At 71.2% G+C, this 12,303-nt stretch carries 10 protein-coding genes; 2 read left to right on the top strand and 8 right to left on the bottom strand.

Annotated elements, in window-relative coordinates; translation table 11 throughout:
* From AC1DP0_RS09440 to AC1DP0_RS09430, 3 genes are all read right to left on the bottom strand, one after another.
* Positions 1-637 (bottom strand): DUF58 domain-containing protein (locus AC1DP0_RS09440; RefSeq protein ID WP_478083997.1); only part of this gene is annotated, 637 nt, incomplete at its 3' end.
* A gap of 25 nt (positions 638-662) precedes the next feature.
* Positions 663-1,898, bottom strand: coding sequence for an AAA family ATPase (locus AC1DP0_RS09435; RefSeq protein ID WP_478083995.1), 1,236 nt, complete (start codon positions 1,896-1,898; stop codon positions 663-665).
* 129 nt (positions 1,899-2,027) lie between these two features.
* A complete protein-coding gene (locus tag AC1DP0_RS09430; protein ID WP_478083993.1) occupies positions 2,028-4,160 on the bottom strand; it encodes a DNA gyrase/topoisomerase IV subunit B in 2,133 nt (710 codons plus the stop codon).
* Between the two features lie 356 nt (positions 4,161-4,516).
* Here AC1DP0_RS09430 and AC1DP0_RS09425 point away from each other — a divergent pair, with 356 nt between their 5' ends.
* Entirely contained in the window at positions 4,517-4,741 is a 225-nt protein-coding gene (locus tag AC1DP0_RS09425; RefSeq protein ID WP_442278252.1) for a DUF7455 domain-containing protein, read from the top strand.
* A gap of 71 nt (positions 4,742-4,812) precedes the next feature.
* Positions 4,813-5,301 carry a DUF456 domain-containing protein gene (locus AC1DP0_RS09420; protein ID WP_478083991.1) on the top strand — a complete coding sequence of 163 codons (489 nt, stop codon included), beginning with the start codon at positions 4,813-4,815 and terminating at the stop codon, positions 5,299-5,301.
* A 108-nt stretch (positions 5,302-5,409) separates the two neighbouring features.
* Here the strand turns inward: AC1DP0_RS09420 and AC1DP0_RS09415 are convergent, their stop codons facing one another.
* The 5 genes from AC1DP0_RS09415 to AC1DP0_RS09395 form a co-directional block, all read right to left on the bottom strand.
* Positions 5,410-5,808 (bottom strand): DUF3040 domain-containing protein, encoded by a 399-nt coding sequence (locus AC1DP0_RS09415; RefSeq protein ID WP_478083989.1) that lies wholly within the window; start codon positions 5,806-5,808, stop codon positions 5,410-5,412.
* A 74-nt stretch (positions 5,809-5,882) separates the two neighbouring features.
* A complete protein-coding gene (gene dinB, locus AC1DP0_RS09410) occupies positions 5,883-7,142 on the bottom strand; it encodes a DNA polymerase IV (RefSeq protein ID WP_478083987.1) in 1,260 nt (419 codons plus the stop codon).
* Between the two features lie 57 nt (positions 7,143-7,199).
* The gene (locus AC1DP0_RS09405) at positions 7,200-7,964 is read right to left on the bottom strand and encodes a class I SAM-dependent methyltransferase (RefSeq protein ID WP_478083985.1); all 765 of its coding nucleotides are present in this window, start codon (positions 7,962-7,964) and stop codon (positions 7,200-7,202) included.
* Between the two features lie 63 nt (positions 7,965-8,027).
* Positions 8,028-12,035 carry a DNA polymerase III subunit alpha gene (locus AC1DP0_RS09400; RefSeq protein ID WP_478083983.1) on the bottom strand — a complete coding sequence of 1,336 codons (4,008 nt, stop codon included), beginning with the start codon at positions 12,033-12,035 and terminating at the stop codon, positions 8,028-8,030.
* A gap of 20 nt (positions 12,036-12,055) precedes the next feature.
* Positions 12,056-12,303, bottom strand: a 248-nt coding sequence (locus AC1DP0_RS09395) for an SAV_6107 family HEPN domain-containing protein (RefSeq protein ID WP_478083981.1), incomplete at its 5' end; no start/stop codon positions are given.

Here is a 12,303-nt window from a genome sequence, read left to right as displayed (position 1 = left end):
CCTCGACGGTGATCCAGAGGATCTCGTGCTGCACGTGGAGACGGCGCAACAGCTCGTCGAGGGCCGGGTCGAGCTCCTTGTCGTCGGCGATGACGAGCAGCACGAGGCGGCGGCGGACGTGGCGCACGATCCAGCGCAGCTGCGTCGCGAGGTTGCTCTGGTCGCCGTCCAGGACCGTCGCGGCGTCGACGGCCCGCAGGAGCAGCTCGAGGTGCACCTCCGACCCGCGCAGGTCGTGCGCAACGGTCGACCCGGCCGTGCCGCGGACGAGCCCGACGAGGTCACCGTGGCGCTGGGCCAGGTAGCCGACGAGACCGGCCGCCGTGATGGCCACCGACTTCTTCGCCTCGCCGCTACGGGTCAGGGCCGCCATCCCGCGCCCGGTGTCGATGACGAGCATGAGGTTCTGCTTGCGCGTCGCGACGTAGCGCTTGACGAGCGGCGTCTGGTGGCGGGCCGTTGCGCGCCAGTCGATGTCGCGTACCTCGTCGCCGGGCACGTAGTCGCGCAGGTCGTCGTAGTCGAGGCTGCGCCCGTGGAAGACCGACGCGTACTCGCCCTCGAGGAGGCTGCGTGACTTGCGGCGCGCGTGGACGAAGAGCTTGCTCTTCACCCGCGTCAGCAGCGTCGTGGTCATGTCGCGTCCGTGGTCAGCGCTCCCGTCAGGGAGTCCGGATCCCGTTGACCATCGCGTCGATGATGCTCTCGACGGCCACCTCGTCGGCGGCCGCCTCGAAACCGAGTGTGACGCGGTGCCGGAGCACCCGGTGCGTCAGCGCCTTGACGTCGTCGGGCACGACGTGGTTGCGCCCGTCGATGAGGGCCCGGGCGCGCGCTGCCCCGGTGAAGGCGATGCTGGCCCGTGGGCTCGCCCCGAAGTCGACGTAGCCGGCCAGGCGCGGCTCGATGTAGTCGCGCGGGTGGCGGGTGACGTAGCCGATGCCGACGACGTAGTTGACGATGGCGGGGTCGACGTAGACGCGGCCCACGAGGCCCTGCAGCCGCTTGACGTCCGCGACCGAGACGACGGGCTCGGACGGCGAGTCGAAGATGCCGGAGTCGATGCGCCGCAGCACCTCGGCCTCCTCCGCCGGCGACGGGTAGTCGAGGACGTCCTTGAGCATGAACCGGTCCATCTGGGCCTCGGGCAGCGGGTAGGTGCCCTCCTGCTCGATGGGGTTCTGCGTCGCGAGGACGAGGAACGGGTCGGGCAGGGCGTAGCTCTTGTCGCCGATCGAGGTCTGGCGCTCCTGCATCGCCTCGAGCATGGCGGACTGGGTCTTGGCGCTGCTGCGGTTGATCTCGTCGAGCAGCACGAAGTTGGCGTGCACCGGGCCCAGCTGGGTCTCGAAGGTGCCGGAGTGCTGGTTGTAGACCTGCGTGCCGACGATGTCGCTCGGCAGCAGGTCGGGCGTGCACTGGATGCGGTGGAACCTGCCGCCGACGGCCTGGGCGATGGTCTGGGCCGCGGTCGTCTTGGCCAGGCCCGGGACGCTCTCGAGGAGCACGTGGCCGCCCGTCAGCAACGCGATGAGCAGCGTCTCCTGCAGTCGGGCCTGCCCGACGACCTTCGAGGCGAACGCCGTGGAGATGGCCTCGACGGTCTCACCGGCCCAGTGCAGCTCGTCGGAGGTCAGGTAGTGCGCCGGTGCCGGCGCCGTGCGGCCCTGCGCCGTGTCGATACCGGCGACGGCGACGTCGTCGTCGGGGGCGTCGGGCGTGCCGGAGAGCTGCTGCGGCTCGTCCGGAACGGCCGCGTCGTCGACAACGGCGTCGGGGAGCACGACGGTGAAGGTGCCCCCGTCGACGTCCGTGTGTCCGGCGCCTCCCGAGACCCCGGTGGGCGCGGCGAACCGCTCATCGGCGACCGACTCCTCGGCGTTGACGTTGCCCACCATCGATCCCCCTTCTCGACGCGCGCCGGCGGGAGAAGTCACGCCGGCAGGGACACATCGTATGCACTGCGTGCCGTGTTGCGCCGACGGTCCCCACACCCGACGGACTCTCGGCGGGCCGGAACGGTGGGGTCAGGCGTCGATGCGCTCCCGGTCGACCTCGGTCGCGGAYTCGATGATGAAGTCCTTGCGCGGGGCCACCTCGTTGCCCATGAGCAGCTCGAWGACGCGCTCGGCAGCCTCGAGGTCGCGCATCGTCACCTTGCGCAGGGTGCGGTGGCGCGGGTCCATCGTCGTGTCCGCGAGCTGGTCGGCGTCCATCTCACCGAGACCCTTGTAGCGCTGCATCGGCTGCTTGATCTTCTTCCCCGACTTCTCCAGGCGGGCGAGCGTGCGGCGCATCTCCGCCTCGTTGAAGGTGTAGATCAGCTCGTTCTTCTTCGCCCCGGCGTTGATCACCTCGAGCCGGTGCAGCGGCGGCATCGCCGCGTAGACGCGACCGGCGTCGACGAGCGGGCGCATGTAGCGGAAGAAGAGCGTCAGCAGCAGCGTGCGGATGTGGGCGCCGTCGACGTCGGCGTCGGTCATGATGATGACCTTGCCGTAGCGCGCGGCAGCCAGGTCGAAGCTTCGGCCGGAGCCCGCCCCGATGACCTGGATGATCGAGGCGCACTCGGCGTTCTTGAGCATGTCGGAGACCGACGCCTTCTGGACGTTGAGGATCTTGCCGCGGATCGGCAGCAGCGCCTGGAACTCGGAGCTGCGCGCCTCCTTCGCGGTGCCCATCGCCGAGTCGCCCTCGACGATGAACAGCTCTGAGCGCTCGACGTCGGTGGTGCGGCAGTCGCGCAGCTTGGACGGCAGGGTCGAGCTCTCGAGGGCGTTCTTGCGTCGCTGGGTCTCCTTGTGAAGACGCGCGCTGATCCGCGACTTCATCTCCGAGACGACCTTCTCGAGCAGCAGCGCAGCCTGGGCCTTGTCGCCGCGCTTGGTCGACGTCAGCCGGTCGGTCAGCTCCTTCTCGACGACCTTGGCGACGATGGCGCGCACGGCGTTGGTGCCGAGGACCTCCTTGGTCTGTCCCTCGAACTGGGGCTCGGCCAGACGCACCGTGACGACGGCGGTCATGCCGGCGAGGATGTCGTCCTTCTCGGGCTTGTCGTTGCCGACCTTGAGCCGCCGGCCGTTGACCTCGATCTGCTTGCGGAAGACCTTGACGATCGACTGCTCGAAGCCCGTGACGTGGGTGCCGCCCTTGGGCGTGGTGATGATGTTGACGAAGGACTGGAGCTTCGTGTCGTAGCCCTGTCCCCAGCGCAGCGCGACCTCGACGCCACACTCGCGCTCGAGCTCGGTGGGGGTCATGTGGCCGTTGACGTCGAGGACCGGGACGGTCTCGGTGAAGGTGCCGGAGCCCTCGAGGCGCCACACCTCGGTGATCGGGGTGTCCGGCGCGAGGAACTCGACGAAGTCGGTGATGCCGCCGTCGTGCTGGAAGACCTCCTCGATCGGGCCCTCCTCGCCGGGCGTGCCCTTGAGCCGGCGCTCGTCGCGGATGACGAGACGCAGGCCGGGGACGAGGAAGGAGGTCTGCCGGGCGCGGCCGAGGATGGCGTCATAGTCGAGCTCTGCGTCCTTGAGGAAGATCTGCCGGTCAGGCCAGAAGCGCACCCGCGAACCCGTGACGCCACGCTTCGCCTTGCCGATGACGGGCAGGGCGCTCTTCTTCTCGTAGGGGGTGAACTCGGAGTCCGGGGAGTGCACCGGTGAACGGTCGGTGAAGGTGCCGGGCTCGCCGCGGCGGAAGCTCATGCCGTACGTCTTGCCGGCGCGGTCGACCTCGACGTCGAGCCGTGCGGACAGCGCGTTGACGACGGACGCCCCGACCCCGTGGAGGCCACCCGTCGCGGCATACGACGCGCCACCGAACTTGCCACCGGCATGCAGCTTCGTGAAGACCACCTCGACGCCGGACAGGCCGGTGCGGGGCTCGATGTCGACGGGGATGCCGCGACCGTTGTCCCGGACCTCGATGGAGCCGTCGCTGCTGAGGATCACCTCGATGCCGGTGCAGACGCCGGCGAGGGCCTCGTCGACCGCGTTGTCGATGATCTCCCACAGGCAGTGCATGAGACCGCGCTGGTCGGTCGAGCCGATGTACATGCCCGGGCGCTTGCGCACGGCCTCGAGGCCCTCGAGGACCTGGAGGTGGCGCGCGGTGTAGTCGCCGTTGCCGGAGGGAGCAGGTCGGGAGGCGGAGGCCACGTGTGTCGATCTCTTTCGGTCGGGAACGGCCAGCGGTAGGGCTGTGGAGGGCTGGCAGGGGAAGCCTAGCCACCACCGCCGACGGCCTACGGGAGGCTCGCGGCTCCCGCCGACGTTGCCCAGGGACCGGGTATGACATCCGTACCGAAGGGCGGCGGCGAATCACCGACACGTAACGATGTTGTGCACGGAGCGTCTCACCGACCGAGCCTCGTCGTCGGGAAGGATTCGACGTGATTCACTGTTGGAACGTCCGCGAGGCGCGAGAGGTCCACCGGATGGACCGATCGGGTGTCGTAGGTACATGGCAGGGTTTCCCTCCGGGGAACCCCCGAGGGAGGAAAGAGGCGAACACGATGACGACAGCACTGGCACCCGAACTGACCGCTGCTGACCGCTGCGACCGATGTGGGGCTCAGGCCTACATCCGCGCCCGCCTCGTTTCCGGCGGAGAGCTGCTCTTCTGCGCGCACCACGGTCGGGAGCACCTCCCGGCGCTGAAGGACAAGGCTCTCGACATCCGCGACGAGACGGACCGACTCACCGAGATCCCGGGATCCGCTCCCGTGGACGAACGCTGAGTCCGACAGGCGATCTCCGACCCGGCCCTTCCTGACCCCATCCTGATCCGTACGCCGCCGACGACTGTCCTGTGATCACCGCGACGAACGTCCTCGTTCTGCTTGCGATGGTCTTGGGTACCGTCGGCATCGTCGTCCCGGTGCTTCCGGGACTCATCGTGGTCTGGGGCGCGACGCTCGTGTGGGCGCTCGAACGTCAGGACGGGCCGGGTTGGCTCGTTCTCGGCATCGCCACGGTTTTGTATGCCGTGGGCCTGGTTGCGAAGTACGTCCTCCCAGGGCGACGGATGAAGTCAGCCGGGGTCGATGGCGCCGTCGTGGCGGTCGCGCTGGCCGTGGCCGTGCTCGGCTTCTTCGTGGTGCCGGTCGTAGGTGCCCCGCTCGGCTTCGTCCTGGCGGTCTACGTCCTCGAACTGGTCAAGCACCGCGAGCACCGTGCGGCTTGGCGGGCCACCGGACAGGCGATCCGAGCCGTCGGCCTCAACATCGGCATCGAGTTGGCGACCGCCTTCGCCATCATCGCGACGTGGGGCGTGGCCGTCTACGTCACCCGCCCCTAGCGCGCCGGCGCCCGGCTGGTCACGGGAGACGCAGTCCCGGGAGACGCAGAAGAACCCTGACGACGCCCGTCAGGGTTCTTGTGCAGGTGGATGGTGGAGGCCGACGCGTCACCACTGGTCGCGGCGGCGCTTCTCCCAGCGTTCTTCGAGGCGCTCCATGAAGGTGCCCGCCCTGGGGGTGCTGGCCTTGACCTTGCCAGCACGGGGCTTGGTCGTGCCGTCGCTGCCGACGGCGGCGAGCTTGGTCCGGGAGGGCGTGATGGCGTAGACGATGCCGGCCACCATGATCGCGAAACCACCCGCACCCAGCCAGATGTTGCTGCTCATCGCCGAGAACACGACCAGGGCCAATCCCGCCACACCGGCGACGACGCCCACGACGACGCGACCCCGGCCGAGACCCCGCGACTTCGTCTTCTCGATGCGTGACGCGAATCGAGGGTCTTCTGCGTAGAGGGCCTCCTCCATCTGCTGGAGGAGCGCTTCCTCGTGTTCCGAGAGTGCCACTCGGCACCTCCCTGGTGCGAAATCGACTGTGCCTTGATCGTATGCCGGAACCGACCGACACGGACCTGTTTCCCTCAGGATAGGTCCCGCCGCTCGCGTTGGGAACCCGAGGTCCGATCAGGCATGAGTGACGCTGGACGCACCGATCCCGCACCGAAGCGGGCGCTCGCGCGGTCGACGGCTCGGTCGGCCTCGCGCCACCCGTGCTCGGGCTCGTCGAGGGTGGCCTGGATGGGGGCCACGGCCGACGGCACGAGGCCCTCGAGGCGGACGCCGACGAGCCGGATCCGGGCCCGCTGGAGGCCGAGCCGGTCGTAGAGCTCGCGGGCGGTGGCGAAGATGTCGCGGGACACGTCGGTGTGGTGGCGCAGCGTCTTGGCCCGGGTGATGGTCGTGAAGTCGGCGAACCGGACCTTGATCGACACGGTGCGTCCCATCATCCCGGCGGACCGGGCCCGGGCGGCGGTCCGGTCGGCGAGGCGCAGCAGCTCGCGGTGGATGCGGATCGGGTCGTCGATGTCGTGGGCGAAGGTCTCGTCGGCGCCGATCGACTTCTCGCGCCTCTCCGGCACGACGGACCGGGGGTCGCGGCCCCACGCGAGGTCGTGCAGGCTCCGGCCAGCCACGTCGCCGAGGGCCCGCTGGAGGGTCTCGACGGGAGTGTGGGCGAGGTCGGCCACCGTGCGCAGGCCGAGGCGGTGCAGGTGCTCCTCGGTCTTGTCGCCGACGCCCCAGATCGCACCGACCGGCAGCTGGTGCAGGAACGACACGACCTCCTCGCGGGGCACGACGATGAGCCCGTCCGGCTTGGCGAGGTTGGAGGCGAGCTTGGCGACGAACTTCGTCGAGGCCACCCCCACCGAGCACGTGATGCCCTGCTCGTCGGCGATGGTGTCGCGCAGCTGCTCGGCGATCTGGGTGGGACGCCCCAGTCGGCGTAYGGCCCCGGACACGTCGAGGAAGGCCTCGTCGAGCGAGAGTGGCTCGACGCTGTCGGTGATCGTGGCGAAGGTGGCCATGACGGCCTCGGAGATGGCGGCGTAGCGACGATGGTCGGGCTCGATGATGACCGCCTGCGGGCAGAGTCGCTGGGCACGCGCCATCGGCATGGCCGAGGTGACCCCGAAGGCGCGCGCCTCGTAGGTCGCCGAGAGCACGACGGAGCGACCGCTCGCCCCGCCGATGATGACGGGTCGGCCCCTCAGCTCCGGGCGGGAGATGAGCGAGGCGGACGCGTAGAAGGCGTCCATGTCGACGTGCAGGACGGTGCAGCCGGTGTCGTCGGGCGGCTCGGCGTTCCGCCGGGTCGGTGCGGTGAACTGGCGGCGGCTCATCGTCGGACCACCCGACGGGGCGACGGGCTCACCACGGCCTGGTCGGTCGCGGGCCGGTCAGTCGCGACGCGCGACGACGTGGAGGGCATTGCCGAGGGTTCGGAGGAMCTCGCGCCCCGGGCCGGAGACGAGCAGGTCGTCGAGCTCGGCCAGGGCGACACGATCGGCCTCGGAGTCGATGAGGGAGGCCGGTACGAGATGGCCCAGGATGTTGGTGCCCCGGATCCGGACGTCGGTGAAGCCGGCGTCGGCGAGGAGGGTCTCGAGCTGCTCGACGTCGAAGCGACGCGGAAGCGGGTCGGTGCTGCCCCAGCGGCCGGACGGGTCGACGAGGGCCGCGCGCGCCTGCCCGTACTCGCCGGCGATGGCCTTGGCGAAGACGACGGACAGCCGGCCGGAGACGAGCAGCGAGAGGACGCCACCCTCCCCCAGGGCCTCGGCGATGGCGTGGAGCGTGGCTGCGGGGTCGTCGACGAACTCCAGCGTGCCGTGGCAGCAGGCGAGGTCGACACGACGGCCGGCGAGGACGGCGCCCAGTGAGTCGCCGTCGCCCTGGACGGCGGTGATGCGGTCGACGATGCCGGCCTCGTGAGCCCGGCGGCCGAGCGACGCGAGGGCGTCGGGGCTGGGGTCGACGACGGTGACGTGGTGCCCGGCCTCGGCGAGCGGGACGGCGACGCCACCGGTGCCACCCCCGAGGTCGAGCACCTCGAGGGGACGGCCGAGGCGGGTCGTGCACTCGTCGGCGATGCGACCCACGGCCGAGACGACCGCCGACGGCCGGACCCCTCCACGTCGCTGGGGGCGCTGCTCGTCGGGCACGGGATCCTCCGTCTGGGAACGTGGTACGCGTGGTGCCGCGTGTGGTTCGTGTGCGTCCTCACCCTAGTGCCCCGAGCTTCCCGGGCTCGCGTGCCACAGCTTGCGTGGCGGGCCACCGACGGTTTCGGTGGGCACGAGCCGACTCGTGCCGCGAGGTCCCCTGACGTCGTCGCCCGCCGGCTTGATGTCGGCGTACGGCGACTGCTTGAACCCCGAGGCGTGGACGAGCACGCGCCGCCCGTCCGGCCCCTCACCCACCCCGGCCGGAGCCCCGTCGGGGCCGGCGAGGGCAGTGACGCGCTCCCACGCCGCTCGGTCGGCGGCGTCGAGCGCGTCACGGACGGCGGTGATGCCACCGGCGGTCCACGCGTCCTGCAGGGCCGAGAGCTCCCACGCGCCGGTGGCCCGGATCGAGACGCCGCGCGGCCCGGTGCGTCGCACGACCCCGCGGCAGAGCAGCAGCCACGAGTGGAAGACGGTGGCGGCATACGGTCCCTGGACGTCCTCGAAGAAGGTGAGGTCGGCCGGGCCGGTGGCGTCGTCGAGCGTGAGGAAGACGACGCGTCGCCCGGTGCGGATCGGTGGGGTCTGGGTGGCGACCTTGACCCCGGCGACGAGGACCTCGCGGCCGCTGCGTCCGGAGAGCAGGTCGCGCGCCCGGGTCACGCCGAGCGCGTCGAGCAGCGGACCGTAGAAGTCGACGACGTGGCCGCTCGCGTCGAGGCCGAGCACCTCGAGCTCGGCCCGGACCTGCTCTGGACCGGTCATCTCGGGCAGGCCGCTCGTCGCGGAGAGGCGTGGCGTGTCGCCGAGGTCGAGCGTCAGCTGGGTCGCGATGTGCCCGGGCGCCCCCGCGGAGGCCTGGGACTGCGCGGCCGCGAGGGCCCGGATGTCGCCGGTGGCCGAGACCGACGTGACCCGCCCCCGCGTCGAGGCCGGCCCCGATGACCGGCTCGCCGCCGAGACCCGGCGGGAGGACCGGCGCGACGAGCGCTGTGACGACGACCACCGGTCGAGCTCGGCGACGTGGAGCAGCAGGTCGCGCCGGGTGACGCGCCCGCGACGGCCGAGGCCGCCCCGGGTGCGCCCCACGACACCGGACCCGCTCTCGTCGAGCCGTGACGGCCCCCCGAGGTCGATGTCGTGCAGGGAGTCGAATCCCCCTGCGAGCACGAGCTTCTCGGCGATCGGGCGGGACACGTGAGCGCGCTGCCAGAAGTCGGAGAGGCTGGAGTAGGGCTGGCCGGCGACGATCTGCGCGACCTCGGCCTCGCTGATGCCGTGGACGTCCGCGAGCGAGAGCCGGATGGCCTCACCGCCGTCGTCGGTGCGTTCGAAGCGGTAGGCACCGGTCGAGACGTTGACGTCGAGGCCGAGGATCGCGATGCCGAAGGTGCGGGCGTCGTCGAGGATGAGGCGCTTGGGGTACATCCCCGGGTCGTGGGTCAGCACCCCGGCGAGGAAGGCGGCCGGGTGGTGCGTCTTGAGCCAGGCCGACTGGTAGGTCGGCAGGGCGAACGCGGCGGCGTGGGCCTTGCAGAAGCCGAACGACGCGAAGGCCTTGAGGACCTCCCAGATCTTGTCGGCGACGTCGGGGGCGTAGCCGCGAGCCCGGGCCGCGGGGCGCCACCACGCCTCGATCCGTTTCTGCCCGTCGGGGGTGCCGAGCGCACGCCGCACCTCGTCGGCCTGGGCGAGGGTCACTCCGGTCGTCTCGGCGACGATCATCAGCACCTGCTCGTGGAAGACGACGACGCCCTCGGTCTCCTCGAGCGCAGGCACGAGCGTCGGGTGGAGGTAGGAGGGGTCCTTCCACCCCTGCCGCGCGTTGAGGAAGGGGATGATCATGTCGCTCTTGACCGGGCCGGGTCGGAAGAGCGAGATGTCGATGATGAGGTCGTCGAAGCTGCGCGGCCCGAACTTGCCGATGAGCTCGCGCTGCCCGGGGCTCTCGATCTGGAAGCAGCCGAGGGTCTTCGTCGAGCGGACGAGCTCGAAGGTCGGCTCGTCGTCGAAGGGCACCTGGCTCTCGTCGTCGAGGTCGATGTGGTCGCCGTCGACCCGCTCGACCTCGTCGATCGCGTGGGCCATCGCCGACTGCATCCGGATGCCGAGGACGTCGAGCTTGAGCAGCCCCATCTCCTCGACGTCGTCCTTGTCGAACTGGCTCATCGGGAAGCCGAGCCAGCTCGCCTCCACCGGGGTGCGGTCGAGCAGGACGGAGTCGGACAGCACGACCCCGCAGGGGTGCAGGGCGATGTGCCGGGGCAGCCCGTCGAGCCGCTCGACGATGTCGAACATCAGCTGCAGGCGCGGCACGTCGAGGCCGCTCGCCCGCAGCTCGGGCAGCTCGGCGAGGGCGTGGCGCACGTTGCGGGCCGCGATGTGCGGGAAGGCCTTGGCCATGGCGTCGACCTCGGGCGGGGGCAACCCGAGCGCAGCACCGGCGTCGCGGATCGCGTGCCGCACCCGGTAGGTGTCCATCATCGAGACGCACGTGACGCGGTCGCCGCCGAAGTGGTCGAGGATGCGCTCGTAGATCTCGGTGCGGCGGGCGGACTCGACGTCGATGTCGATGTCGGGCAGCTCGGCGCGCAGCGGTGAGCAGAAGCGTTCCATGAGCAGGCCGTGCCGCATCGGGTCGACGCCGGAGATGCCGAGGAGGTAGTTGACGAGCGACCCGGCGCCCGACCCCCGGGCCGCGACCCGCACCCCCATCTCCCGGATGAGGTCGCAGACCTGGGCGACGGTGAGGAAGTAGGTCGCGTAGCCGAGCGTCTCGATGACGCCGAGCTCGTCCTCGAGCCGGTCGCTGACCGCGGCGAGCTCGCTCTCGGTGCGGCCGGGGTAGCGGGTCGGGATGGACTCGCGGCACCGGCGCGCGAGGACGCGGTGCGGGTTGGTGCCGGGCCGGATGCCGAGGATGCCCGGCTCGGGCAGGTGCACCGAGCCGATGCCGAGGTCGGCTCGTGGGTCCTGGACGCACTCGGCGGCGAGCGCCGTGGTGCGGGCGAGCAGCTCGCGCGCCTGCTCGCGGGCGAGTGACCCTCCGCCGACGAGACCGGGCCCGGAGACCTGCACGACGTCGAGGGCGAGCGCGTGCATGAGCGGTGTCGGGGAGAGGTGCCCGGCCGTCGTGACGCGGTCGAGGTGGCGGGCGTCGAGGGCGACGAGCCGGCGGGCGGCGTCGAGGACGTCGACGATGGCGGCGTCCTGGGGGTCGGTGTGGCGCACCGCCGCCGTGATGACGCTCGGCACGCCGACCTCTCGGGCCAGCGCGAGCATGCGTGCGGCCTGGCCGAGGCTGCCGGGCTGGTGTTCCGGTCCGCCGTGGCACACCACCTCGACGACGACGGCACCCCGCGGGAGCAGCGCCACCCAGCGCTCGAGTGCCGCTCGGGCGCGGTCCCGCCGCTTGGCGAGCACCGCCCGACCGACGTCGGAGTCGGGTCCGAGGAGCACGACGAGGCGAGAGGGGCTGCCGTCCGCCACCGGGGACGTATGCCGTCCGCCGCGACCGTCGGGGCGACCGTCCTCGGAAGAGGGCGACGAGGGCGACGAGGGCGACGAGGGCGACGAGGGCGACGAGGGCGAAGAGGGCGCCGAGGGCGACGAGCGTGCGTGCTCGGCCACGAGGCTCGCCGTCGTGACGGGGTTGCCGCGCTCACCGCGCAGGTGGGTCGCGGTGACGAGCCGGCAGAGCGCTGCCCATCCCGCGCCCGGAGCGAGGCCGCTACCGCTGCCTCGCGCCAGCATCGTGACGCGAGGCAGCCGCGGGTCGACGAGCGCGCCACCACGCACCGGTGTGCGCACGGGACGGTGGCGTTCAGGCTGCTCGGGCCCGATGGCGAGGTCGACACCGAGGATCGGGGCGACGTCGTGCTCCATGCACGCGCGCACGAACTTGACCGCGCCGTAGAGTCCGTCGCGGTCGGTCAGGGCGAGAGCCGGCTGGCCGAAGGCGGCCGCCCGTTCGACGAGCTGGTGGGGCCTGGCCGTGCCGTAGCGCATGGAGTAGCCCGAGGCGACGTGCAGGTGCACGAAGCTCTCGCCCGTGGCGCTGCTGGTCATGATGGTGGTCATGCTGGTCGTCACGCCCCGCTCGCCCGGCTTCTCGAGACGGGCGTGATCGACTGCGGCAGGGGGACCGTGAGCGGGACACCGAGCAGGTCCTGGACGATCTCGAGGAACATCTCGGCCTGGCGCAGCAGGTCGTCGGCCTCGCGTGCACTGATGTGGCCGCCGCGGTCGATGACCGACCGGTGAGCCGAGCAGGCCGCGAAGAAGGCGGCCCACTCCCCCAGCTCGGGCGCGACACCGGGCAGCACCTGCCAGACGC

The sequence above is a fragment of the Terrabacter sp. P5_B1 genome, assembly GCF_056400505.1.
This window is presented reverse-complemented; position numbering and strand designations above follow the sequence as displayed.

What these genes read in the sequence shown, in the direction of transcription:
- AC1DP0_RS09435 (WP_478083995.1), bottom strand. Translation starts at nt 1,898, where the DNA reads ATGGTGGGCAACGTCAACGCCGAGGAGTCGGTCGCCGATGAGCGGTTC.
- AC1DP0_RS09425 (WP_442278252.1), top strand. Translation starts at nt 4,517, where the DNA reads ATGACGACAGCACTGGCACCCGAACTGACCGCTGCTGACCGCTGCGAC.
- AC1DP0_RS09400 (WP_478083983.1), bottom strand. Translation starts at nt 12,035, where the DNA reads ATGACCAGCAGCGCCACGGGCGAGAGCTTCGTGCACCTGCACGTCGCC.